This is a genomic window from Pseudomonas sp. LBUM1659 (assembly GCF_059716045.1).
Genome location: NZ_CP166797.1, coordinates 101,374 through 125,365, shown reverse-complemented (window position 1 = coordinate 125,365; position 23,992 = coordinate 101,374). Strand labels below are relative to the sequence as shown.

The following is a 23,992-nucleotide window of genomic DNA, read 5'->3' as shown; positions in this document are numbered from 1 at the left end:
GGGCTTCAGAACACAGTTCTGAAGCCCTCGATCTTGCTGTTCAGTCTGTGCCGCGAGGCTCTAATTCCACTGTATCAGGAACTTGAACTTCAGCTGACTCGCGCTTGGCGCACGCCTTCTGCCAGCGCCGCGCAAAGGCTCAGTACGCCATCAATCGCCTGATCCGGCGTCGAAGCGTTGGCGATGTGATCAATCAACGCCGACCCCACAACGACACCATCAGCCAGACGAGCAATAGAAGCGGCCTGCTCCGGGGTACGAATGCCGAAACCGATGCTGATCGGCAAATCAGTGTGGCGACGCAGACGGGCAACCGCCTCTTCAACGTGTTCCAGAGTCGCCGCCCCTGCGCCGGTCACACCAGCAACCGACACGTAGTAAACAAAACCGGAGCTGCCGTTCAGGACGGTCGGAAGACGCACGTCATCGGTGGTCGGGGTGGTCAGGCGGATGAAATCCAGGCCCGCTGCTTGAGCCGGGTCGCACAACTCGCCGTTATGTTCCGGGGGCAAGTCGACCACGATCAGACCATCAACGCCGGCCTCTTTGGCATCGGCGATGAAGCGCGGCACGCCGTACATGTGGATCGGGTTGAAATAGCCCATCAGTACCAGCGGAGTCTCGCTGTTGCCTTCACGGAACTCGCGAACCATTTGCAGGGTTTTCGCCAGGTTCTGTTTGGCGCCCAAGGCGCGAATGTTGGCCAGCTGGATCGCCGGACCATCGGCCATCGGATCGGTGAAGGGCATGCCCAATTCAATCACGTCGGCGCCAGCAGCGGGCAAGCCTTTAAGGATCGCCAGGGAAGTGTCATAGCTCGGGTCGCCAGCGGTGACGAAAGTCACCAGGGCGGCGCGATTCTGTTCCTTGAGTTCGGCAAAGCGCGTTTGCAGGCGGCTCATCAGTGTTTCTCCTGCTTCGATTGTTCCATATGGTGCATCACGGTTTGCATGTCTTTGTCGCCACGGCCGGACAGGTTGACCACCATCAGGTGATCTTTCGGCAGGGTCGGCGCGCGTTTAAACACTTCGGCCAGGGCGTGGGCGCTTTCCAGTGCGGGAATAATCCCTTCCAGACGGCAGCATTTGTGGAACGCGTCGAGGGCTTCATCGTCGGTTACCGAGGTGTACTGAACGCGACCGATGTCATGCAACCACGCATGTTCCGGGCCGATACCCGGGTAGTCGAGGCCGGCGGAAATCGAGTGGGCGTCGATGATCTGGCCATCGTCGTCCTGCAACAGGAACGTTCGGTTGCCGTGCAGCACGCCCGGTACGCCGCCGTTCAAGCTGGCCGCGTGCTTGCCGGTCTCGATGCCGTAACCGGCGGCTTCGACGCCGATGATCTCGACGCTTTTGTCGTCAAGGAACGGGTGAAACAGGCCCATGGCGTTGGAGCCCCCGCCGATGCACGCCACCAGACTATCTGGCAGACGGCCTTCCTGAGCTTGCAATTGATCGCGGGTTTCCTTGCCGATCACGGCCTGGAAGTCGCGAACCATGGCTGGATAAGGGTGCGGACCGGCCACAGTGCCGATCAGATAGAAGGTGCTGTCGACGTTGGTTACCCAGTCACGCAGCGCTTCGTTCATCGCGTCTTTCAGGGTGCCGGTGCCGGCCACGACCGGGATCACTTCAGCACCCAGCAGCTTCATACGGAACACGTTGGCTTGCTGACGTTCGATGTCGGTGGTGCCCATGTAGATCACGCAGTCGAGACCGAAACGCGCCGCCACGGTGGCAGTCGCCACGCCGTGCATGCCCGCGCCAGTTTCGGCGATGATGCGTTTCTTGCCCATGCGCCGTGCCAGCAGGATCTGGCCGATGCAGTTGTTGATCTTGTGCGCGCCGGTGTGGTTCAGCTCTTCGCGCTTGAGATAAATCTTCGCGCCGCCGCAGAACTCGGTCAGACGTTCGGCGTAATACAGAGGGCTTGGACGTCCGACGTAGTCACGCTGGAAGTAAGCCAATTCTTCTTTGAACGCCGGATCTTCCTTGGCCGCTTCGTATTCGCGGGCCAGGTCGAGGATCAACGGCATCAGGGTTTCGGCGACGTAGCGGCCGCCGAACGCGCCAAACAGGCCGTTGGCGTCGGGGCCGTTGCGCAGATTAGTCTGAGTCATGGGTCGCTCCAGTTGAATGCGTGAGATGACAATGGGCTTAACTCTACCCCTGACGTGACGCACTGAAAACCGATAAGATCGCCACAACCTGTCAGGAAAACTCACAGATCCCATGAGCCACGACCTTCCTCCGCTGAACGCGCTTCGTGCCTTCGAAGCGACTGCCCGACTGAACAGCGTCAGTCTGGCCGCCGAGCAGCTGCACGTCACCCATGGCGCGGTCAGCCGGCAGCTCAAGGTGCTCGAAGAACACCTCGGCGTCAGCTTGTTCATCAAGGACGGTCGCGGCCTTAAACTCACAGATGCCGGCATTCGGTTGCGTGATGCCAGCGGCGAAGCGTTCGAACGGTTACGCACGGTGTGTGCAGAGCTGACGCAAAGCACCGCCGATGCGCCCTTCGTGCTCGGCTGCTCGGGAAGTCTGCTTGCGCGCTGGTTTATCCCACGCCTGGGACGGCTGAATGCGGACTTGCCGGACTTGCGTCTGCACCTGTCAGCCGGAGAAGGCGATCTCGATCCGCGTCGGCCAGGGCTCGATGCGTTGCTGGTGTTTGCAGAGCCGCCATGGCCTGCGGACATGCAGGTCTATGAGTTGACCAGCGAGCGGATCGGCCCGGTCATGAGCCCCCGATTCGCCGGATACGAAAAGTTGCAAGGCGCACCGGCGATAGCGCTGCTGAAGGAGCCATTGCTACACACCACATCACGACCCCAGGCGTGGCCGAGTTGGGCACAGCAAAGTGGCCTCGACGCCAAGGCGTTGAAGTACGGTCAAGGATTTGAGCATTTGTATTACTTGCTGGAAGCCGCAGTGGCCGGTCTGGGGGTGGCGATTGCACCGGAGCCACTGGTGGCCGAAGACGTGAAGGCCGGTCGCCTGGTTGCGCCATGGGGTTTCAGTGAAACCCAGGCGCAACTGGCGTTGTGGTTACCCAAGCGTGCCGCTGACGGGCGGGCTCTTCAACTGGCGCAATGGCTCAAGAACGAACTGCACCCGGCGGATTAATCCCCGCGTTTGCACAACAGATAGGCCGCGAGAAGGCCCAACGCACCCACGGCAACACCGGCTGTCGTCCAAGGATGCTCCTGGGCGTAGTCCCGAGTGGCGATGCCGGTTTCACGGGTTTTGACTTTGACTTCTTCGTACGCATCGCTGAGCAGATGACGCGAATGTTTCAGCGCACTTTCGGCATTGGCTTTTAAGGCCTTCAGAGTTCTACGCGACTCGTCCGAAGCATCGTCTTTCAGGCTTTCCAACGATTTCAGCAGACTCTCGATTTCAGCTTCCATGCTTTGCAATGAGGCTTTACGTAATGAAGTGTTGGCCATGGTGGCTCTCCTGCATTGATTGAGTTGCGTGTGTTGGTTGGGACTTCAGGGGTTGGAGAAAGTGCAGTAAATCTGCACATCGCTTTCGGATTGACTGACGCAAGTAAGACTAAAAATCACTGCTAGGCTGTAATTCACACCCTGAGGAGAACGCCATGACTGACCATCACACCTACAAAAAAGTCGAACTGGTCGGCTCGTCCACCAGCAGCATTGAAGACGCCATCAATAACGCGCTGGCTGAAGCCAGCAAAAGCCTCAAGCTCATGGAATGGTTTGAAGTGACCGAAACCCGCGGGCACATCAAGGACGGCAAGGCGGCGCACTTTCAGGTGACGCTCAAAGTCGGGTTCCGGATTGCCAGCAGCTGAGTTTGAGCTAGTCTTCAGAACTTGCGCGCTGGCCGAGTGCCATAGGGAATGGCAAAGATACATGTGCGCCTCCGGCAGATCGCTGGATACCCCCTTTTGATCCGACCAGGGAATGCGACCGATGACGAAGTTTATTTTAGCGGTAGGTTTGTTGAGCCTTGCGGGGACAGCGTTTGCCAGCGCCAAGTCGTGCGAAGAGTTGAAAGCCGAAATCGCTGCGAAACTCGATGCTAAGGGCGTTGCCGGTTATGCACTGGAAATCGTCGATAAAGGTGCCGAGGCAGGCGGGAAAGTTGTAGGTAAATGCGAATTTGGAACCAAGGTCATCGTCTACAAGAAGTAGACTGATCGCGCTTTAAATGAAAAAGCCGACGCAATGCGTCGGCTTTTTTATAAGCGCTTCAAACGTCAGCCCTTCATGACCTGCGCCAACAGTTCATAGGAGTGCAGACGATCCGAATGTTCGTACAGGTCGCAGGTAAAAATCAGTTCGTCGGCCTGAGTCTGCTCGACCAGCACGTCCAGTTTGGCGCGGATTTTCTGCGGACTGCCCACCATCGCCAATCCGAGAAAATCACTGACCGCTTCCCGCTCATGCGGCAGCCACAACCCGTCCATGGTTTTCACTGGCGGACGCTGAACCAGACTTTGCCCCCGCATCAGCGCGAGAATCCGCTGATAGACCGACGTCGCCAGATAATCAGCCTGCTCGTCAGTATCAGCAGCCACCAGCGGCACACCGAGCATCACGTAGGGCTTATCCAATACCGCTGAAGGCTTGAAGTGATTGCGGTAAACGCGAATCGCCTCATGCATGAAACGCGGTGCGAAATGGGAGGCGAAGGCGTAGGGCAAACCACGCTCACCGGCCAGTTGCGCGCTGAACAGGCTGGAGCCCAGCAACCAGACCGGGACGTTGGTGCCGGTGCCTGGCATGGCGATGATTCGCTGGTCCGGAGTGCGTGGGCCGAGGTAGCGCATCAATTCGGCCACATCTTCCGGGAAGTCATCGGCACTGCCGGAACGTTCACGACGCAGCGCGCGGGCAGTCATTTGATCAGAGCCGGGCGCGCGGCCCAAGCCCAGGTCGATACGCCCCGGGTACAGACTTTCCAGGGTGCCGAACTGCTCGGCGATCACCAGCGGCGCGTGGTTAGGCAGCATCACGCCACCTGAACCGACCCGAATGGTCGAGGTACCGCCTGCCAGATAACCTAGCAACACGGAAGTCGCCGAGCTGGCGATGCCGTCCATGTTGTGGTGCTCGGCGACCCAGAAGCGGTTGTAGCCGAATTTTTCGACGTGTTGCGCCAGGTCCAGGGAATTGCGCAGTGACTGAGCTGCGCTGCAGTTCTCGCGCACAGGCACCAGATCAAGGGTCGAGAACTTGATGTCGGACAGTCGTTTCATAAACCTGCTTCTCCAATTGAGGTCGCAGGTTATTTCTTGCAAACGAAAACCTGCCGAATCCATAAGCGTGCTTCATGCAATGAGGGCATATACCCGAGTTTCAATAGCCAAGCCAAAAAAACCTACGAAAACGGTAGGACTAATGAGATCAGGTGAACTTTGCACCAGCAGCTATCCTCAGAACCCTGTAAGCGAAAACCACGAAGGCGCGACGCTCGTGCCGGATCTTGAGGAGGCAGATATGGCTATTACGAAGAAAGCATCGGCTCATTGGGAAGGTGACCTGAAAACCGGCATTGGCTCGATCTCCACTGAAACCGGTGTGCTCAGAGAAGCGCCTTACGGCTTCAAAGCGCGTTTCGAGGGCGGCAAAGGCACCAATCCGGAAGAGCTGATCGGCGCAGCCCATGCGGGGTGCTTCTCCATGGCGTTTTCAATGATTCTTGGTGATGCCGGTCTCAAGGCTGACAGCATCGATACCCATGCCGAAGTCACCCTGGATCAGGTAGACGGTGGTTTTGCGATCACGGCCGTGAAGTTGATCCTCAAGGCGAAAATCCCTGGGGCGACTCAGGCGCAGTTTGAGGAATTGAGCAACAAGGCCAAAGAAGGCTGCCCGGTTTCCAAAGTGTTGAATGCGAAAATCAGCCTGGAAGCGACGTTGCTCAGCTGATCACAGCTTTGCAGTCACCTGTAAAAGATCGCAGCCTGAAGCAGGCAGCGGTCTTTTTTTGCGCCCGGACAAACCTGACCAGCCAAATTGTGGTCGAATAAATGACAGCAGTGAAAGCGCCTTACCCTGCGCGCTGCCTCAAAGGAGCTTCAACCATGAAACGTTTTACCTTGGCGGTTATCTGTTGCGCATTGGCCACATCGGCCCTCGCAGCACCGAAACCCTGTGAAGAACTCAAGGCCGAGATCGAAGCCAAGATCCAGGCCCAAAAGGTTTCGTCCTACACCCTGGAAATCGTCACCAATGACGAAGTCCACGATCAGAACATGGTCGTAGGCACCTGCGACGGCGGCACCAAAAAAATCATCTATCAGAAAAATGACCGCTGATTCGCCTCACAGGCAATAGGACTCGCTGTCTTCAGCGACGATCTCGCGCTTGGCGTTGTACAACCGGGCGCCGGGGGTAAACACTATCGACTGGCCTACCAGCAAATAACGCTGGCCGGCTTCGAAATGATCGTACTTGATGGTCAGGTAGCACAGCCGTTCCGATGGTCCGTCCATAGCCCCCATGCCCCCACTCCCACCGGGCACTTCAAAATCAAATCGGACGAGCAACACGTGGCTGCCGGGCATGACCTGGAAAAAACGCCCGTCACGCAAACGCTGATTGTCCAGCCGTTCGGCCATCAACAACGTATCGTTGGGAAATGGCACAGAAAAATCGACCCAGGCCATCTGCGGATCAACTGGCGGCAACGGGCTCTGACAGCCAGCAACAGCACTGGCGGCGAGCAACAGCATCAAGCTGCGCATGATGAATGTCCCAATGATTCGGTCATTCAGCATAACGCTGATCAGGTGCCTTGGCAGCCTGCCGGTGTGCCTTGGCCAATCACTTTTCGTTGTTGGTTATAGAGTTTTGCCCACGGCCGAAAGCCGATATTCCCCGCTTGCAGCTGATAGCGCTCACCGGCGTTGAATTCGTTGTATTTCACGTTTAACTGACAGTCACGCCATAGCGGCTCGGCATCCGGGCCGATATTGGTCGGCTGGACCGGGAACTGATAACGCACCGTCAGCTCATGACTGCCGGGCGGCACCTGAAAATAGCGTTTGCCGGTGGCGGCTTTGTCGTCGACTTCCAACGCTTGCAGCTTCGTGTCTTCCTGTTGTGAGTCCAGGTCGATCCACGCTTGCGACGGGTCATGGTAGGGCAGTCCAAATCCAGCACAGCCCGTCAGCAATAACAGGCTCCCCGTCAGCATCAACTTGTGCATAGCGCAGCTCCGGTCAGGCGGGATAGTCTTGCGACAGACTTTCCAGGGATGATTTTATTTTGATCCGGCCGTTTCCAAGCCTTGGGTTACTTGATCGCGTTTTCCGCGTTTTGTTTCCGGGTGTGTTGCTTTTGTTACTCAACGGTTGCGCCAGCGTCAGCTATTACGGCCAGTTGGCTAGTGGCCAACTGCAACTGCTGCGGGCTCGTGAGCCGGTGTCCGAGGTGGTTGCCGATCCCTCCCGCGATCAGAAACTGCGCGCGCATCTGGCGCAGTCACAAAAAGCCCGGACATTCGCCAGCGAGCATCTGCACCTGCCAGACAACCAAAGCTACCGGCTGTATGCCGACATTGGCCGGCCGTACGTAGTCTGGAACGTCTTCGTCACGCCGGAGTTTTCCCTGACACCGCAGAACCATTGCTTCCCGATCGCCGGTTGTGTCGCCTATCGCGGTTACTACAGCCAGAGCGCCGCCCGCGGCGAGGCAGCCGTGCAGCGCCTGCAAGGAATGGACGTGTCGATTGGCGGCGTCGAGGCCTACTCAACGCTCGGCTGGTTCAACGATCCGATCATCAGTTCGATGATGGGCTGGGGCGACGAACGGCTGTCGACGCTGATTTTCCATGAGCTGGCGCATCAACGTATTTATGTAAAGGACGACACTGAGTTCAACGAGTCTTTCGCCACCTTCGTCGAACAGGAAGGCACGCGCCAATGGCGTGCATCCCGCAGCCTGGCGCCGGACAACGGCGCACAGGCACAGCGACGGGATCAATTCACTCAACTGGTGCTGGACACTCGCACGCGTCTTGAAAAGTTATACGCCCTGCCATTGCCCGCGGATCAAATGCGCCAGCGCAAGGCCGCCGAGTTCGAGCGGCTGCGCAGCGAATACCGGCAATTACGCGATAGCCAATGGGCTGGGGACAGACGCTATGACGCCTGGATCAACGCGCCGATGAACAATGCCCGGCTGTTGCCGTTTGGGTTGTATGACCAATGGGTGCCGGCGTTTAGCGCTTTATTCAGGCAAGAGGGTGGGGATTGGATGAAGTTTTATGCGGCGGTCGAGAAGCTGGGGGCGCTGCCGGTTGGGGAGCGCAAGGCGGCGTTGAAAGCATTAGCAGATAAGATCTCCGTCGACTGAACTGCCGCCATCGCGGGCAAGCCTTGCTCCTACGGGATTCGAGTCAGACACCAAGGGTAGACTCGACGCATATCCTGTAGGAGCAAGGCTTGCCCGCGATGGCGTCCGCAAGCACTCACTAGAGTTGCTTCACAACCAAATAGCGTCCCACAGCGGATAGTCCCCAACCCTCTCGACCAATCCCGTTCGCAACGGATTGGCAACGATGTATCGAGCAATCGCCTGCAGATCTTCTTCTTTGCGAATGGCACGATCATGGAATCCCGGCTGCCAAATCGGGCCTTCTCTCTGAAGTGTCCGGTTCAATGTGACTGTTGTGCGTGATTTCGTGCGGGCCATCAGGGTCGACAAGGGAATGTTTTGAAGTTCAATAAGCCAATGGAAATGATCGGGCATGACAACCCAGGCCAATGAGTTGGCAAATTGCTCTTGCTCGGCTTTTTTAAATGCATCGACTACTAATCGACCCGTTTGAAAACTGGAGAGAACAGGCTGGCGGTTTCGGACGACGGCTGTCAGCAAGTAGATTTGCCCCTCCTGCGAGTAACGTCCGAAACGTAGGCGATGGGCATGGTGCTGACTTGGCATTGATGATCCTCCTTGATCTATCTTCTTTTGAGGCTAGATCATGGAGCGAAATTTGAGTCGCAACAGTTACTCAGGATGTGTCTGGGAGAACGCCATCGCGGGCAAGCCTTGCTCCTGCGGGATTCGCTCGACGCCTACCCTGTAGGAGCAAGGCTTGCCCGCGATAGCGATTTAACTAGCGCTGCAAAAACGCCTGATGCATCTCATCCAGCGTTTCAAAGTGATAAGTCGGCGCTTCTGCGCTCAGCTCTTCGTGGCTGCCAAATCCATAACCCACCGCCGCCGAGTCCAGCCCATTACTGCGCGCACCGATCAGGTCATGTTTGCGGTCGCCGATCATCAGGGTGTTGGCAGGATCCAGGCCTTCTTCAGCCATCAGATGCGCAATCAACTCGACCTTATTCGTACGCGTGCCATCCAGCTCACTGCCGTAAATCACTTTGAAATGTTTGGCGAAATCAAAATGCCGGGCGATTTCCCGGGCGAACACCCATGGCTTGGACGTCGCGATGTACAACTGACGCCCTTGCCCACCCAAGGTTTCCAGCAGCGGGGTGACGCCATCGAACACACGGTTCTCGTACAGACCGGTGACTTTGAAGCGTTCGCGATAAAAATTCACCGCTTCCCAGGCCTTGGGCTCATCGAAGTCGTAAAACTGCATGAACGCCTGCAACAGCGGCGGGCCGATGAAGTGTTCCAGCTTGCTCAGGTCGGGTTCATTGATGCCCAGTTTGCTCAGGGCGAACTGGATTGAACGCGTGATGCCCTCGCGCGGGTCGGTCAGGGTGCCATCGAGGTCGAATAAAACGGTTTGGTAATGCATGACTATTCCTGGGCAAAAACGGGACGGGGTCAGAGCTGGTCGTAACCTTCCGCCAGATGCAGATCCTTGAGCTTTACGTAATTCGCCGCACTGTAGGTAAAAAAGGTCTTTTCCTTGTCAGTCAGCGGGCGGATCTGTTTCACCGGGCTGCCCACATAGAGGAAGCCGCTTTCCAGGCATTTGCCCGGCGGCACCAGACTGCCAGCGCCGATGATCACCTCATCCTCGACCACCGCACCGTCCATGACGATGCTGCCCATGCCGATCAGAACCCGGCTGCCCACGCTGCAACCGTGAAGCATGACTTTATGCGCGATGGTCACATCGTCGCCGACCAGCAACGGAAAGCCATCGGGGTTGAACGGGCCGGCATGGGTAATGTGCAGCACGCAGCCGTCCTGAACACTGGTGCGCGCACCGATACGAATGCGGTGCATGTCGCCGCGGATCACCGTCAGCGGCCAGACAGAGCTGTCTTCGCCGATTTCGACGTCGCCGATCACTACCGCCGAGCTGTCGACAAAAGCGCCTTTGCCCAGCAGCGGCATGTGGTTCTGGTACTTGCGAAGGTTCACGATAGGGTTTCTCTCTGTTGCTGATAGCTGCGGTGAGCGTCGATTGTAATTAAGATGGCCGCATGTTTCTTCCAGCCAAGGTGCCAACCGTGAGCGTGAACAACCCTCTTTTGCAGTCCTACGACCTGCCGCCGTTCTCGGCGATCCGTGCCGAACACGTGCAACCGGCCATTGAACAGATCCTGGCTGACAACCGCGCCGCCATTATCGAGATCCTCAAGACCCAGGGCAAACAACCGACCTGGGCCGGCCTCGTACTGGCGATGGACGAGCTCAATGATCGCCTGGGCGCCGCCTGGAGCCCGGTCAGCCACTTGAATGCCGTGTGCAACAGCGCCCAATTGCGTGAAGCCTACGAGTCCTGTCTGCCGGCCTTGAGCGCCTATTCCACCGAGCTGGGCCAGAACCGCGAACTGTTCCAGGCCTTCGAAGCGCTGGCCAATAGCCCTGAAGCCGCCAGTTTCGATGTGGCGCAGAAAACTATCCTGGAACACTCCCTGCGTGACTTCCGTCTGTCGGGTATTGACCTGCCAGAGGCCGAGCAAAAGCGTTACGCCGAAGTGCAGAGCAAGCTCTCGGAACTGGGTAGCCGTTTCTCCAACCAGCTGCTCGACGCCACTCAGGCCTGGACCAGGCACGTCACCGATGAAGCCACCCTCGCCGGCCTGACCGATTCGACCAGGGCGCAGATGGCTGCCGCCGCACAGGCCAAAGGCCTGGAAGGCTTTCTGATCACCTTGGAATTCCCGAGCTACTACGCGGTGATGACCTACGCCCACGACCGTGCCCTGCGCGAAGAAGTCTACGCCGCCTACTGCACCCGTGCGTCGGACCAAGGCCCGAATGCCGGGCAGAACGATAACGGCCCGGTGATGGAAGAAATCCTCGACCTGCGCCAGGAATTGGCCAAGCTGTTGGGTTTCACCAGTTTCTCCGAGCTGAGTCTGGCCACCAAAATGGCCGAGTCCAGCGATCAGGTGCTGGGTTTCCTGCGCGACCTGGCCAAGCGCAGCAAGCCATTTGCCGCACAGGACCTGGAACAGCTCAAAGCCTACGCCGCCGAACAAGGCTGCCCGGACCTGCAAAGCTGGGACAGTGGATTCTACGGCGAGAAACTTCGCGAGCAACGTTACAGCGTTGCCCAGGAAGCCTTGCGCGCGTACTTCCCGATCGACAAAGTGTTGGGCGGCTTGTTCGCCATCGTTCAGCGTCTGTACGGCATCGAGATCGCCGAACAGAAAGGCTTCGACACCTGGCACCCGGATGTTCGCCTGTTCGAAATCAAGGAAAACGGCCAGCACGTCGGCCGTTTCTTCTTTGACCTTTACGCCCGCGCCAACAAGCGCGGCGGTGCGTGGATGGACGGTGCTCGCGACCGTCGCCGCACGGCTGAAGGCGCGTTGCAAAACCCGGTGGCCAACCTGGTGTGCAACTTCACCCCGGCCGACAGCGGCAAGCCTGCACTGCTGACTCACGATGAAGTCACCACCCTGTTCCACGAGTTCGGTCACGGCCTGCACCACCTGCTGACCCGCGTCGAACACGCCGGCGTTTCCGGCATCAACGGCGTGGCCTGGGATGCGGTCGAACTGCCGAGCCAGTTTATGGAAAACTGGTGCTGGGAGCCGGAAGGTCTGGCGTTGATCTCCGGTCATTACGAAACCGGCGAGCCACTGCCTCAAGACCTGCTGCAGAAAATGCTCGCGGCGAAAAACTTCCAGTCCGGCCTGATGATGGTGCGTCAGCTGGAGTTCTCGCTGTTCGACTTCGAACTGCACGCCACCCACGGCGACGGCCGTAGCGTGGCGCAAGTGCTTGAAGGCGTACGCGACGAGGTGTCGGTCATGCGTCCACCGGCCTACAACCGTTTCCCGAACAGCTTTGCGCATATCTTCGCTGGCGGTTACGCGGCGGGTTACTACAGCTACAAATGGGCCGAAGTGCTGTCGGCCGACGCGTTCTCGAAGTTCGAAGAAGACGGCGTGCTCAATGCCGAGACCGGTCGCGCATTCCGCGAAGCCATTCTGGCGCGCGGTGGCTCCCAGGAACCGATGGTGCTGTTCGTCGACTTCCGTGGCCGTGAACCCTCGATTGACGCACTCTTGCGCCACAGCGGCCTGAGTGAGGTCGCGGCAGCATGAGCGAGGGGACTGTGATTACCAAAAAACGCTTTATCGCCGGGGCGGTCTGCCCGGCGTGCAGCGAGCCGGACAAGTTGATGATGTGGAACGAAGACGAGGTCCCACACCGCGAATGCGTGGCCTGCGGTTATTCCGACACATTGAATGAACAAGGTCTGTCCGTACCCAAGGAATTGGGCACGCGGGTCAATACTTCGGCACTGAAAGTGCCGGACGCCAAGGTTCAGGCCGTGCAGTTCTTCCCGAACCCAAAGCTGAAGAAAAAGCCTGACGAGCAACACTGACTGACCACCACCTTGCGCCTTTTAACCGGGCTCAAGGTGGTGCCCTCACCCCCTGTTTATTCGACGTGAGCGGATTTTAACCAGCTCTTCATCGAACATGTGGCGAATGGGCTTGTGCTGCAATCGCCATTGGCCAACGCGGTGCGAAGTTTGTCGACATCGGCCTGCATCATGTAGCGCACGCCATCCTTGAAATGGGTACTGTCACCAAAGCCGCCCCGAGTCATTTCGTTCAGGGCATCTTCCTTGCTCCAACCCTGAATCACGACCCGATACATGGCCGCCATCAAGCCCGTGCGATCCGACCCATGTTTGCAGTGAATCAGCACCTGGCCATTGGACTCGGCAACCTGAATGGCACGAAGGGCTTTAAGGACATCCTCGTCATCTGCGTGATTGGTGCGATAGGGCAACTGGACCTGAGTGATACCCGGCGTAGACAACCAGCTTGAATCCGTCTCGGGCAGGAAATTGATGACGGTTTTCACCTTCAGTTTTTCCAGCAACGCAATGACGCCGCGGTCAGGCAAGGCGCTGCGGTAGAGCGTCGGGGACATTTGAAAGAGGTTGTATTGCATTTCCACCGGTTGAGCCCATTCCGCCGGACGAGGGGACGTGCTGTCATCCGCATGGACCAGAGTCAGGTTGAAAAATGCGGCCAGTGATATCAGAAACGTCGCAGAAAATAGGCGCAGTCGGGACATGCTCGGGCAACCGTATGGGAATCGGGTGGATAGGTGTCACAGAGCTTCAGCCCCAAACAGTCAAAGGCCTGTGAGCCGGCTGTCAAAGAATTGTGAATGGAATGGCTTATCCCGGCTTTATTCGCGACGCCTATAAGCCTCTATAAAAAAACGACACGGAGAAATTCCGTGTCGTTTATTGCAATCAATACTTATAGATTGCAGGAGTTAAGCTGCATTCATGGATTGATAATCTTTGAATAGGCTTTCGCCAATGCAATCAAAACAACTTTGTCCTGCGCATCGATTGCACCATCCCCGTTGACATCAGGTGTGTTGCCCATGGCAAAGGTGATGCCGCCATCGTTGGACACAGCCTCGCGGGTGCTGGAGTCCAGTAGAGAGTAGGTGGGCGCACGGTTTTCAGGGTCATAACCCTCTTCCTTTAATGCGAACTGCATGGAAATCCGAACTTCTTTTGGACTAACGATAGAAGGCGCCTGTAGTTGCAAAAATACACCGCGCTGATTGTAGCCAGACATTTATTAAATCCTTTTAATATTGAAAACACGACAACTTCGTGTGAAGCGAAGGATACTGACAAGACTGATAAAAGTACTACGCGCATTATGTTTCGCATAATGACGAAACTCACCACTGTCAGGTGCTGAACGGCACTGGTCGATTCCGCCAAACCCGGATACTGTATGCACATACAGCTAAAGGATCTTGTCGATGGCTACTCCCTTGCCACCTCGCGGACGCGGCACCGCCACCAACCCGCACAACCGCTTCGCACCGAATCGTTCGGTGGCCGAGGATGACGGCTGGTATCAGGAAGCGCCCGTCACCCAAGGCACCGAGGTGCGTATCGAAAAAGCGAAAACCATCATCACCCGCAACAACTCGCCGGACTTGCCCTTTGATCGCTCGATCAATCCCTATCGCGGCTGCGAGCACGGGTGCATTTATTGCTATGCGCGGCCCAGTCACGCCTATTGGGACATGTCGCCGGGGCTGGATTTCGAAACCAGGCTGATCGCCAAGACCAACGCTGCCGATGTGCTGGAAGAACAACTGAGCAAACGTGGCTATCAATGCGCACCCATCAACCTGGGCTCCAACACCGATCCGTATCAGCCCATCGAGCGCGAGCACAAAATCACCCGCCAAACCCTCGAAGTGCTGCTGCGGTACCGTCATCCGGTGACCATCATCACCAAAGGCTCGCTGATTCTTCGTGACCTGGACCTGCTGGCCGAACTCGCCGAGCAACGCCTGGTGGCGGTGATGATCAGCCTCACCACCCTGGACGACGAACTCAAGCGCATCCTCGAACCACGCGCGGCGGCACCCAAGGCCCGGTTGCGGGCGATCCGTGTGATGCGTGAAGCGGGTATTCCGGTTGGCGTGTTGTGCTCGCCGATGATTCCGATGATCAATGACAGCGAACTTGAAAGTCTGCTGACAGAGGCTCATGCGGCCGGCGCCCAAAGTGCGGCGTACATGATGCTGCGTCTGCCACTGGAGGTGGCGCCGCTGTTCGAAGAATGGCTGGCCGCCCACTATCCTCAGCGTGCCGCTCATGTGCTGAGCCTGATCCGCCAGAGCCGTGGCGGTGAACTCTATGACAGTCGGTTTGGCGCCCGGATGCGCGGCGAAGGTCCCTTTGCCGACCTGCTGGCGCAACGTTTTGCCAAAGCTATCAAACGCCTGGGGCTTAATCGTCGCGAAGGTTTTGATCTGGACTGTGAAGCCTTCTGTCCGCCAGGTCGCCAGATGTCGTTGATTTGAGGACAATTGGCCTAAGGTTGAGTAGTAAGAAACGCATGCTGCCCTCAGGCCTGTCACGTTTTTTGTGACCTGAAACGCACGTTCTAGAGCGTTTTATTCAGTTTGTGTTAAGTTTCGGCCGCCACCTTGTTCATCGAGTGACTGATGGGTCGAGCTTGCGACCTGGAGGTTTTTTAACAGCCACTGGCTTCACATCGGACAAAACGGGAAACTTCCCTGACTCCGCCAATTGAGGATGAATTCATGAGTGACAAGGATAAACAGCCATCAGCTGCGTCGGCGCAACTCCCCGAGGCGGAAACCGCCGATGCTGCGCTGCAGCATATCGTTGACGGCTTTTTGCATTTTCATCACGAGGTCTTTCCACAGCAGGAAGAACTCTTCAAAAAGCTCGCCACGGCCCAGAGCCCCAGAGCGATGTTCATCGCCTGCGCCGACTCGCGCATCGTTCCTGAACTGATCACCCAAAGCGCTCCCGGCGATCTGTTCGTAACCCGTAACGTCGGCAACGTTGTACCGCCTTACGGGCAAATGAACGGCGGTGTTTCCACCGCCATCGAGTACGCGGTCCTGGCCCTCGGCGTGCAGCACATCATCATTTGCGGGCACTCCGACTGTGGCGCGATGCGTGCGGTGCTGAACCCGCAAAGCCTGGAAAAAATGCCGACGGTCAAAGCCTGGCTTCGTCACGCCGAAGTGGCGAAAACCATGGTCCAGGAAAACTGCCATTGCGCTGACGAAAACGAAAGCATGCACATCCTCACCGAGGAGAATGTGATCGCACAGTTACAGCATTTACGCACGCATCCATCGGTGGCCTCGCGCATGGCCAATGGTCAGCTGTTTATCCATGGTTGGGTCTACAGCATCGAAACCAGCGAAATCAAAGCTTACGACGCGGACCAGGGTTGTTTCCTGCCGCTCGATGGCAGCCATCCGATTCCGGTGGCAACGCCCAAAGCGCGTTTCTAACACCTCCTGAATCCCTGTGTGGTTTAGCCGAGGCTACTGATTCAGTAGCCCGGCTTCGCCATGCTAGGGGCCGGCGCCACCACGCGACTGTCGGCCATCTTCCACGGCCTGTGGTTGCTGGCGTTCGTGTTGTTGCTGTCGAGTGTGTTGCAAAGCATTCCGGTAGCGAGCCTTGCCGGTGTGCGGGTCTACGCCGGGTTCAAACTGGTCGATCTCAAGGCCTTTCGCGGGTTGGGCCGCTATGGCCGGATGCCGATTGTTCACCTACGCGGCGATTGCGTTGGCGATCTGCTCACAGGTGTGTTGATGGGCTTCGGCATGACCTTGGCCAAACTGGCCTGGAAGGCTTCGCGGCTGAAAATCAGCTTGATCGACCTGCCGGCAAAGGGAGAAATGGAGTAGCGGCTGACGGGGGCAGTGACCTTTCTCGCGGTGCCGGCGCTGACCCAGGTGCTGGGCACCATTCCCGCCGATGCGACGGTGCATGTGCCGCTCAATAACCTGAGCTACATCGATCACTCATGTCTTGAATTGCTTGAGGAATGGGGTCGGGCGAATGCGGCCAAGGGTTCGACACTGCTGATTGAAGCGCGGGGGTTGAAGCGCAGGTTGGAAGGACGGTTGCGGACTACGTCCGGAGTGGGTTCCACCGGTTAAATCGCCTTGTAGGAGCCGAGCGTGCTCCGGGCGGCGTTCCGACGATGACGGATTTACATTCGACATTGACGTCGACTGATACACCGCATCGTCGGAACGCCGCCCAGAGCAAACTCAGCTCCTACAGGGGGATTGTGTTGATCAATGGATCAAGCCGCCGGCTGATCCAGCTCCAAGCCTACGCCCAAGCGGCGAGACATGCACGGCCAGCGCTTCCACGCGGCGCCGGTGTCCGGGCTGCTGAGTTTTTCGCGGTAGGCTTCTACCGACTCCAATGCAAAGCTCTGGTCGTCGAGCATCTCGTCCAGGGCATGACGCACCACTTCATCCAGTTGGTTGGCAAACACCTCACCGATCAATTGGTGGGCAATCAGGTTGGCGACAGTCATGTCCAAGGGGATCAGTGGCTGGCCAAAATGTTTGATGTACAGGTCGTTGACCTCTTCTACAAAGCGGTGCGCCAGGTAGGCTTCGTCCAGCAGGCTGTCCAGTCCGACATGCCCGGCCATGATTGCCGGAGGCTGAAGGAAGTACTGTTCGGCAATTTTCAGCACCGGTTTGATCTGTGACTCGATACCGGCTTCCCTGGCCACTTCATTGGCTGCTTCCAGCAGATCAGGTACTTCGTCGATGTAGGCGGCGACAAAACGTGTCAGCACGCCATTGGCGTCCGCCTCCGGCAATTGGATCGAAGGGTGTAGATGAGGCAGTTTGCTTTCCAGCTGACGCGTCAGCTGGCCGGTCTCGGCTTCGTGTTGTTGGGCTTTTTGGATCTGCTCGCGCAATGCGGCGGTGTTCATGAAAACTCCAGGAAACAACGGCAATGAAATAGGGAAGACATAACTTAGCTGCCTTATGAAAAATGCTAAGACGCATTTGTCATAATTGTTTCATCCCTGAGACGCCTCCGTTATATCGGTTTGCCACCTCTCGTCTGCATCCTTCTCCATTCCTGCCCTTGAACGCAAGTCCCAGCTGTTTCAGATCATTTACGCCTTCACATTGCGAGGTGGCAGTCGCTGTCTATACTCGGGTGGGAATGGAGTTAGCTGATGACGCCCGACTGCACACGCAGCAAGGCTCGGCGATTCAAGTTCGTAGTCTGAAAAAGCCGCTCCCTTGCCGCAGGTGAAAGCCGGCGGGATAACAAGAACGATAAGGGGAACCCGCAATGATGCGACATCCACACGTCTGGATGGGCCTCCTGTTGTGGTCGATTTTCAGTCAGGCGCAAGCCGCCTGGACTGTGAATATGGCGCCAGGAGCGACTGAAATCAGTCACGCAGTATTTGATCTGCACATGACCATTTTCTGGATCTGTGTAGTGATCGGCATCGTCGTCTTCGGGGCCATGTTCTGGTCGATGATTCTGCACCGCCGCTCTACCGGGCAGGTGGCTGCAAAATTTCATGAAAGCACCACCGTTGAAATCCTCTGGACCATCGTGCCCTTCCTGATCCTGGTGGCCATGGCGGTGCCCGCGACGGCTACCCTGATCAAGATGTATGACGCCAGCGAGCCGGATATCGACATCCAGGTCACGGGCTATCAGTGGAAGTGGCACTACAAATACCTGGGCCAGGAGGTTGAGTTCTTCAGCAACCTGAACACCCCCGCCGACCAGATCCACAACAAGGAAACCAAGGGCGAGCACTATTTGCTTGAGGTCGACAAGCCGCTGGTGCTGCCGATCGGCGCGAAGGTGCGCTTCCTTGTGACCTCCGCCGATGTCATCCACTCCTGGTGGGTGCCGGCCTTCGCGGTCAAGCGCGATGCGATCCCGGGGTTCGTCAACGAAGCCTGGACCCGCGTCGACAAGCCCGGCATCTACCGTGGTCAATGCGCAGAGTTGTGCGGCAAGGACCACGGCTTCATGCCGATTGTGGTCGAGGTCAAGGAAAAGGCTGATTACGAAAAATGGCTCGCCGAACGCAAGGCTGAAGCCCTGCAACTCAAAGAGCTGACCAGCAAGGAATGGACCCTCGACGAGCTCAAGGAGCGCGGCGACAAGGTCTATCACACCACTTGCGTGGCCTGTCACCAGGCCGAAGGTCAGGGCTTGCCGCCGATGTTCCCGGCACTCAAGGGCTCGAAAATCGCTACCGGACCGATCAAGGATCACCTGAGCATTGTCTTCCACGGCAAGCCCGGCACCGCCATGGCGGCGTTTGGCAAGCAGCTCTCGGAAGTCGATATAGCGGCGGTCGTGACCTACGAACGTAATGCCTGGGGCAACAACAAGGGCGACATGGTCACGCCTAAAGAAGTGCTGGAGCTGAAACAGGCGGAAAGCAAATGACCCGGTCTATTGCGCACCCAAGGAACCGGTCGGGGCTACGCACCCCGGCTTGCCCAGCCCATCTGTTTGCAGGAGACAGGACATGACTGCTGTAATCGATGAACATGTTCATACCGCCACCGCCCACGCCCACGGCCCCGCCAAAGGCCTGATGCGTTGGGTGCTGACCACCAACCATAAAGACATCGGCACGCTGTACCTGTGGTTTGCGTTCTCCATGTTCTTGCTGGGGGGCTCGTTCGCGATGGTAATTCGTGCCGAGCTGTTCCAGCCGGGGCTGCAAATCGTCCAGCCGGAATTCTTCAACCAGATGACCACCATGCACGGTCTGGTGATGGTGTTCGGTGCGGTGATGCCGGCCTTCGTCGGCCTCGCCAACTGGATGATCCCGTTGATGATCGGTGCGCCGGACATGGCGTTGCCACGGATGAACAACTTCAGCTTCTGGCTGCTGCCGGCGGCGTTCCTCCTGTTGGTGTCGACCCTGTTCACCCCCGGTGGTGGTCCGAACTTCGGCTGGACGTTCTACGCCCCGTTGTCGACGACCTACGCACCGGAAAGCGTGACGTTCTTCATCTTCGCCATCCACTTGATGGGGATCAGTTCGATCATGGGCGCGATCAACGTGATCGCGACCATCCTCAACCTGCGCGCCCCCGGCATGACGCTGATGAAAATGCCGCTGTTCGTCTGGACCTGGCTGATCACCGCATTCCTGCTGATCGCGGTGATGCCGGTACTCGCCGGGTGCGTAACGATGATGCTGATGGACATCCACTTCGGCACCAGCTTCTTCAGCGCCGCCGGTGGCGGTGACCCGGTGCTGTTCCAGCACGTTTTCTGGTTCTTCGGTCACCCCGAGGTGTACATCATGATCCTGCCGGCCTTCGGTGCCGTCAGCTCGATCATTCCGACCTTTTCGCGTAAACCGCTCTTCGGCTACACCTCGATGGTGTATGCGACGGCGAGTATCGCGTTCCTGTCGTTCATCGTCTGGGCGCACCACATGTTTGTGGTCGGCATTCCACTGGTGGGCGAGCTGTTCTTCATGTATGCGACGCTGCTGATCGCGGTGCCAACCGGGGTGAAGGTGTTCAACTGGGCCAGCACCATGTGGCAAGGCTCGCTGACCTTCGAGACGCCAATGCTGTTTGCGGTGGCGTTCGTGATTCTGTTCTCCATCGGCGGCTTCTCCGGGTTGATGCTCGCCATCGCCCCGGCGGACTTCCAGTACCAGGACACCTACTTCGTGGTCGCGCACTTCCACTATGTACTGGTACCAGGGGCGATCTTCGGGATCTTCGCCTCAGCCTATTACTGGATGCCGAAATGGACCGGCCACATGTACGACGAAACCCTCGGCAAGCTGCACTTCTGGCTGTCGTTCATCGGCATGAACATGGCGTTCTTTCCGATGCACTTCGTGGGTCTGGCGGGCATGCCACGGCGGATTCCGGACTACAACCTGCAATTCGCCGACTTCAATATGGTCTCGTCGATTGGCGCGTTCATGTTCGGCGCCACGCAGATCTTCTTCCTGTTCATCGTGATCAAGACCATTCGCGGCGGCCCGCCAGCACCGGCCAAACCGTGGGATGGGGCTGAAGGCCTGGAGTGGAGCATTCCGTCACCGGCGCCGTATCACACCTTCACCACGCCGCCGGAAGTGAAATGAACGCCCTGACCTTTGCAGGAGTGAGCCTGCTCGCGATTCAGGCGGCTCGGTGTGCTAGATACACCGCTATCGCGAGCAGGCTCGCTCCCACAGGGTTCGGTGTTGAGGGCTTACACCATGGCTGACTCGATTTCGATGAAGAAACTGGTCACCCGCCTGCTGCTGGTGGTGGTGGCGATGTTTGTCTTCGGGTTTGCCTTGGTGCCGATCTACGACGTGATGTGCAAGGCCTTCGGCATTAATGGCAAAACCGCCGGGCAGTACGAGGGTGAACAAACGGTCGACACTTCGCGGCAAGTGCGCGTGCAGTTCCTGTCGACCAACACCGCCGATATGCCCTGGGATTTCTATCCTAAAAGTGACGAGTTGACCGCCAATCCGGGCGCCGTGAACGAGATGATTTTCATCGCGCACAACCCGACCGATCGGCCGATGAGCGCTCAGGCCGTGCCGAGCATCGCGCCCAGCACAGCGGCGGCGTACTTCCACAAGACCGAATGTTTTTGTTTTACCCAGCAAGTGCTGCAGCCCGGTCAACGGATCGAGATGCCGGTACGTTTCATCGTTGACCGTGACATGCCCAAGGATGTGAAGCACCTGACGCTGTCCTACACGCTGTTCGATATCACCGCCCGACATCCACCGGTTGCTGTAAACACTGGCGGCTGAGCGTGCCCGATAAGGAGAACAATAAATGGCAACTCATGAACACTATTACGTACCGGCCCAAAGCAAATGGCCGATCATCGCCACGGTCGGCATGCTCACCACCGTATTCGGCCTGGCCACCTGGTTCAACGATCTGAAAGCCGCGCGGCCAGAATCCCACGGCCCGCTGATCTTTTTCGTCGGCGGACTGTTGGTGGCCTACATGCTGTTCGGTTGGTTCGGGACGGTGATCAAGGAAAGTCGCAGCGGGTTGTACAGCGCACAGATGGACCGCTCGTTCCGCTGGGGCATGAGCTGGTTCATCTTCTCCGAGGTGATGTTCTTCATCGCCTTCTTCGGTGCGCTGTTTTATGTACGCCATGTCTCTGGCCCGGCCCTCGGTGGCGAAGGTGCCAAGGGCATCGCGCACATGCTGTGGCCGACCTTCGAGTGGACCTGGCCGCTGCTGAACAACCCTGACTCGAAACTCTTTCCGCCGCCCAAGGAAGTCATCAGCCCGTGGGGTTTGCCACTGCTCAATACCGTGCTGTTGGTGAGTTCCAGCGTGACTGTGACCATCGCCCACCACGCGCTGAAAAAAGGCCATCGCGGCGCACTGAAATTCTGGCTGGCGATCACCGTATTGCTGGGCTGCGCATTCCTCTTCTTCCAGGCTGAAGAATACATGCACGCCTACCGTGAACTGGGCCTGACCCTCGGTTCCGGCATCTATGGCGCGACGTTCTTCATGCTCACCGGCTTCCACGGCGCCCACGTGACCATGGGCACGATCATCCTGTTTGTGATGTTGATGCGGATCATGCGCGGGCACTTCGATGCCGATCACCAGTTCGGCTTCGAGGCAGCGAGCTGGTACTGGCACTTCGTGGACGTGGTGTGGATCGGCTTGTTCGTTTTCGTCTATGTGCTTTAACGGCATCACCAAGGTGCAGAAGAGACCAACTGGCCGCTGAAAAAACCCCAGGCGATCAAGCCGACAGTGGCGGCGGCCAGCGCAACACGAACACTCAAGGCAATGACGAGGCGGTTAGAGCTGCTGTCGTCCTTGACCAGAAAAAACAGGCCGCTGAACAGGCTGACAACCGTGGCAATCAGCATCAGGACGATGGCTGCTTTGAGCATGGTGAGACTCCGGGGGAAAGGCGATGCACTTGAGTATAGCTATCGCGAATACCGACTTTTTGGCCACGCCATGAAGCGCTTTCGGCCAGGTATCGTGCCGACACTGGTGGTCGCCCTATTGCTGCCGCTGCTGGTGTCGCTCGGGTTCTGGCAACTGAACCGGGGCGCGGAAAAAAGCGCACTTCTGCAAAGCTACGCCGAGCGCCGTGCCGCCACACCGATGGCCAGTACCGAGCTGCCACACACCGAGGATCCGGCCTTCCGCCGCGTTCGTCTGCACGGCCAGTTCGATGCCGCGCACAGCGTATTGCTGGACAACCGCCAGCGCGACGGCAAGGTCGGCGTTGAGCTGCTGCAACCGTTTCAGGACCAGGCGACCGGGCTCTGGTTGCTGGTCAATCGCGGTTGGCTGCCATGGCCGGACCGGCGCACACCGCCGCAGTTCACCACCCCGACTCAGGCGTTGAGCCTGGACGCCTGGGTCTACGTATCCCCCGGCGCGACCTTCCAATTACACGCCGATCCGAGCACCACCACCTGGCCTGAGTTGGTTACCGCCGTCGAGCCTTCGAAGCTCTGGACCGCGCTGGATCGTGAAGGGTTTGCCTACGAATTACGCGCAGAAAATGGTCCGGCGACTTACCAGGCCGATTGGCCGGTGGTGGCCATGGGGCCGGAAAAACACATCGCTTATGCCGTGCAGTGGTTCGCCATGTCGATTGCCCTGTTCGGCCTCTATCTCTATCTCGGCTGGCACAACGCAAAGGAGAAACACCATGGGAGCGGCCATGAATCCACCCAGCATGTCTGAAGCGAAAACGCCGGCGAGTCGACGCAAGGGTCGCTTGCAGTTACTGCTGATTTTGCTCGGGGTGATCGGTCCGATGATCCTCGCCACCGGCATGTACAAATTGCAGTTCTGGGTGCCGGAGGGTCGCAGCTATCACGGTGAACTGATCGGCAACGGCCAGACCCGCGCCGACCTCGGTGTGCAGGCACAAGAGGATCGCTGGCAGCTGCTGGTGACCGCACCGAAAGATTGCTCGGTGGATTGCCAGCAACTGGTGTACCTGGCGCGGCAGATCCAGATCGGCCTTGGCCGTGATGCCGGGCGCGCCAGTCATGCCTTGGCCGCGGCACAACCGCTGAGCGGTGAATACGACGCCAAGCTGGCTCGCGAGTATCCTCAACTGCAACGCTACCCAATGGACCTGACCACCTTCAGCAAGACGACTGGCGACAAAACTGTGCCGCAACTGTGGATCATCGACCCTCACGGCAATCTGGTGCTGCGCTACGACCCGACGGTGAAGGGCAAGGATCTGCTCAACGACCTGCGTCATCTGCTGAAACTGTCGAACATCGGATAAGG

At 58.0% G+C, this 23,992-nt stretch carries 29 protein-coding genes and 1 pseudogene; 17 read left to right on the top strand and 13 right to left on the bottom strand.

Features of this window, described 5'->3' with window-relative positions; genetic code table 11:
• Positions 1-89 precede the first annotated feature (89 nt).
• A complete protein-coding gene (gene trpA, locus ACA048_RS00580) occupies positions 90-902 on the bottom strand; it encodes a tryptophan synthase subunit alpha (protein WP_223521119.1) in 813 nt (270 codons plus the stop codon).
• Positions 902-2,122, bottom strand: coding sequence for a tryptophan synthase subunit beta (gene trpB / locus ACA048_RS00575; protein WP_452628853.1), 1,221 nt, complete (start codon positions 2,120-2,122; stop codon positions 902-904). Before trpB ends, trpA begins: the two co-directional genes overlap by 1 nt.
• 112 nt (positions 2,123-2,234) lie before the next feature.
• Here trpB and ACA048_RS00570 point away from each other — a divergent pair, with 112 nt between their 5' ends.
• Positions 2,235-3,128 carry a LysR family transcriptional regulator gene (locus ACA048_RS00570; RefSeq protein ID WP_497627517.1) on the top strand — a complete coding sequence of 298 codons (894 nt, stop codon included), beginning with the start codon at positions 2,235-2,237 and terminating at the stop codon, positions 3,126-3,128.
• On the opposite strand, the gene ACA048_RS00565 is transcribed toward ACA048_RS00570, so the two are convergent.
• Entirely contained in the window at positions 3,125-3,451 is a 327-nt protein-coding gene (locus ACA048_RS00565) for an ElaB/YgaM/YqjD family protein (RefSeq protein WP_223521125.1), read from the bottom strand. The two genes, ACA048_RS00570 and ACA048_RS00565, sit on opposite strands and share 4 nt — an antisense overlap.
• Before the next feature lie 155 nt (positions 3,452-3,606).
• On the opposite strand from ACA048_RS00565, the gene ACA048_RS00560 reads away from it, so the two are divergent.
• On the top strand, positions 3,607-3,822 hold the full coding sequence (locus tag ACA048_RS00560) for a dodecin (RefSeq protein WP_007947897.1): 216 nt from the start codon (positions 3,607-3,609) through the stop codon (positions 3,820-3,822).
• Positions 3,823-3,943: 121 nt separating this feature from the next.
• Positions 3,944-4,165, top strand: a complete 222-nt coding sequence (locus tag ACA048_RS00555) for a DUF1161 domain-containing protein (RefSeq protein WP_497627516.1) — start codon at positions 3,944-3,946, stop codon at positions 4,163-4,165.
• 65 nt (positions 4,166-4,230) lie between these two features.
• Here the strand turns inward: ACA048_RS00555 and ACA048_RS00550 are convergent, their stop codons facing one another.
• A complete protein-coding gene (locus ACA048_RS00550; RefSeq protein ID WP_497627515.1) occupies positions 4,231-5,232 on the bottom strand; it encodes an LLM class flavin-dependent oxidoreductase in 1,002 nt (333 codons plus the stop codon).
• 241 nt (positions 5,233-5,473) lie between these two features.
• Between ACA048_RS00550 and ACA048_RS00545 the strand changes: the two genes are divergently transcribed.
• Both ACA048_RS00545 and ACA048_RS00540 read left to right on the top strand, forming a co-directional pair.
• Entirely contained in the window at positions 5,474-5,905 is a 432-nt protein-coding gene (locus ACA048_RS00545; protein ID WP_489334983.1) for an OsmC family protein, read from the top strand.
• Between the two features lie 155 nt (positions 5,906-6,060).
• A complete protein-coding gene (locus ACA048_RS00540) occupies positions 6,061-6,294 on the top strand; it encodes a DUF1161 domain-containing protein (protein ID WP_497627513.1) in 234 nt (77 codons plus the stop codon).
• 6 nt (positions 6,295-6,300) lie between these two features.
• Here ACA048_RS00540 and ACA048_RS00535 read toward each other — a convergent pair whose 3' ends face one another.
• A complete protein-coding gene (locus ACA048_RS00535) occupies positions 6,301-6,723 on the bottom strand; it encodes a PA0061/PA0062 family lipoprotein (RefSeq protein WP_497627512.1) in 423 nt (140 codons plus the stop codon).
• Positions 6,724-6,764: 41 nt separating this feature from the next.
• Positions 6,765-7,187 carry a PA0061/PA0062 family lipoprotein gene (locus tag ACA048_RS00530; RefSeq protein ID WP_497627511.1) on the bottom strand — a complete coding sequence of 141 codons (423 nt, stop codon included), beginning with the start codon at positions 7,185-7,187 and terminating at the stop codon, positions 6,765-6,767.
• A 59-nt stretch (positions 7,188-7,246) separates the two neighbouring features.
• Here ACA048_RS00530 and ACA048_RS00525 point away from each other — a divergent pair, with 59 nt between their 5' ends.
• A complete protein-coding gene (locus ACA048_RS00525; protein ID WP_497627510.1) occupies positions 7,247-8,335 on the top strand; it encodes an aminopeptidase in 1,089 nt (362 codons plus the stop codon).
• Between the two features lie 129 nt (positions 8,336-8,464).
• On the opposite strand, the gene ACA048_RS00520 is transcribed toward ACA048_RS00525, so the two are convergent.
• The 3 genes from ACA048_RS00520 to ACA048_RS00510 form a co-directional block, all read right to left on the bottom strand.
• Entirely contained in the window at positions 8,465-8,923 is a 459-nt protein-coding gene (locus tag ACA048_RS00520) for an REP-associated tyrosine transposase (protein WP_497627509.1), read from the bottom strand.
• Positions 8,924-9,098: 175 nt separating this feature from the next.
• Complete coding sequence (locus tag ACA048_RS00515; RefSeq protein ID WP_497627508.1) at positions 9,099-9,749, bottom strand: HAD family hydrolase; 651 nt, start codon at positions 9,747-9,749, stop codon at positions 9,099-9,101.
• Between the two features lie 29 nt (positions 9,750-9,778).
• The gene (locus ACA048_RS00510; RefSeq protein ID WP_497627507.1) at positions 9,779-10,324 is read right to left on the bottom strand and encodes a gamma carbonic anhydrase family protein; all 546 of its coding nucleotides are present in this window, start codon (positions 10,322-10,324) and stop codon (positions 9,779-9,781) included.
• A 62-nt stretch (positions 10,325-10,386) separates the two neighbouring features.
• On the opposite strand from ACA048_RS00510, the gene prlC reads away from it, so the two are divergent.
• Both prlC and ACA048_RS00500 read left to right on the top strand, forming a co-directional pair.
• Entirely contained in the window at positions 10,387-12,465 is a 2,079-nt protein-coding gene (prlC, locus tag ACA048_RS00505; RefSeq protein WP_497627506.1) for an oligopeptidase A, read from the top strand.
• Positions 12,462-12,749, top strand: coding sequence for a YheV family putative zinc ribbon protein (locus ACA048_RS00500; protein ID WP_497627505.1), 288 nt, complete (start codon positions 12,462-12,464; stop codon positions 12,747-12,749). Before prlC ends, ACA048_RS00500 begins: the two co-directional genes overlap by 4 nt.
• A 56-nt stretch (positions 12,750-12,805) precedes the next feature.
• Here the strand turns inward: ACA048_RS00500 and ACA048_RS00495 are convergent, their stop codons facing one another.
• The gene (locus tag ACA048_RS00495) at positions 12,806-13,453 is read right to left on the bottom strand and encodes a dual specificity protein phosphatase family protein (RefSeq protein ID WP_497627504.1); all 648 of its coding nucleotides are present in this window, start codon (positions 13,451-13,453) and stop codon (positions 12,806-12,808) included.
• Between the two features lie 218 nt (positions 13,454-13,671).
• Entirely contained in the window at positions 13,672-13,974 is a 303-nt protein-coding gene (locus ACA048_RS00490) for a hypothetical protein (protein ID WP_497627503.1), read from the bottom strand.
• A gap of 193 nt (positions 13,975-14,167) precedes the next feature.
• Between ACA048_RS00490 and ACA048_RS00485 the strand changes: the two genes are divergently transcribed.
• From ACA048_RS00485 to ACA048_RS00475, 3 genes and pseudogenes are all read left to right on the top strand, one after another.
• Positions 14,168-15,226, top strand: a complete 1,059-nt coding sequence (locus ACA048_RS00485; RefSeq protein ID WP_497627502.1) for a PA0069 family radical SAM protein — start codon at positions 14,168-14,170, stop codon at positions 15,224-15,226.
• A gap of 243 nt (positions 15,227-15,469) precedes the next feature.
• A complete protein-coding gene (locus ACA048_RS00480; RefSeq protein ID WP_497627501.1) occupies positions 15,470-16,198 on the top strand; it encodes a carbonic anhydrase in 729 nt (242 codons plus the stop codon).
• A gap of 57 nt (positions 16,199-16,255) precedes the next feature.
• Positions 16,256-16,855, top strand: a pseudogene (locus tag ACA048_RS00475) (SulP family inorganic anion transporter); the annotation flags it as partial.
• 149 nt (positions 16,856-17,004) lie between these two features.
• Here ACA048_RS00475 and ACA048_RS00470 read toward each other — a convergent pair.
• Entirely contained in the window at positions 17,005-17,655 is a 651-nt protein-coding gene (locus ACA048_RS00470; RefSeq protein WP_497627500.1) for a hypothetical protein, read from the bottom strand.
• Between the two features lie 371 nt (positions 17,656-18,026).
• Here ACA048_RS00470 and coxB point away from each other — a divergent pair, with 371 nt between their 5' ends.
• The 4 genes from coxB to ACA048_RS00450 all read left to right on the top strand — a co-directional run bounded on the left by coxB (position 18,027) and on the right by ACA048_RS00450 (position 22,411).
• The gene (coxB, locus tag ACA048_RS00465; protein ID WP_497627499.1) at positions 18,027-19,154 is read left to right on the top strand and encodes a cytochrome c oxidase subunit II; all 1,128 of its coding nucleotides are present in this window, start codon (positions 18,027-18,029) and stop codon (positions 19,152-19,154) included.
• An 82-nt stretch (positions 19,155-19,236) separates the two neighbouring features.
• Positions 19,237-20,829, top strand: a complete 1,593-nt coding sequence (gene ctaD, locus ACA048_RS00460) for a cytochrome c oxidase subunit I (protein WP_497627498.1) — start codon at positions 19,237-19,239, stop codon at positions 20,827-20,829.
• Between the two features lie 117 nt (positions 20,830-20,946).
• Positions 20,947-21,498: a cytochrome c oxidase assembly protein gene (locus tag ACA048_RS00455; RefSeq protein WP_497627497.1), complete on the top strand. Its 552-nt coding sequence runs from the start codon at positions 20,947-20,949 to the stop codon at positions 21,496-21,498.
• Positions 21,499-21,523: 25 nt separating this feature from the next.
• Positions 21,524-22,411, top strand: coding sequence for a cytochrome c oxidase subunit 3 (locus ACA048_RS00450; protein ID WP_497627496.1), 888 nt, complete (start codon positions 21,524-21,526; stop codon positions 22,409-22,411).
• Between the two features lie 5 nt (positions 22,412-22,416).
• Here ACA048_RS00450 and ACA048_RS00445 read toward each other — a convergent pair whose 3' ends face one another.
• On the bottom strand, positions 22,417-22,620 hold the full coding sequence (locus ACA048_RS00445) for a twin transmembrane helix small protein (protein ID WP_223520559.1): 204 nt from the start codon (positions 22,618-22,620) through the stop codon (positions 22,417-22,419).
• 70 nt (positions 22,621-22,690) lie between these two features.
• Here ACA048_RS00445 and ACA048_RS00440 point away from each other — a divergent pair, with 70 nt between their 5' ends.
• Both ACA048_RS00440 and ACA048_RS00435 read left to right on the top strand, forming a co-directional pair.
• Positions 22,691-23,431: an SURF1 family protein gene (locus ACA048_RS00440; RefSeq protein WP_497627495.1), complete on the top strand. Its 741-nt coding sequence runs from the start codon at positions 22,691-22,693 to the stop codon at positions 23,429-23,431.
• On the top strand, positions 23,397-23,990 hold the full coding sequence (locus ACA048_RS00435) for a PA_0111/PP_0108 family redox-active disulfide protein (RefSeq protein WP_497627494.1): 594 nt from the start codon (positions 23,397-23,399) through the stop codon (positions 23,988-23,990). Before ACA048_RS00440 ends, ACA048_RS00435 begins: the two co-directional genes overlap by 35 nt.
• Positions 23,991-23,992 lie beyond the last annotated feature (2 nt).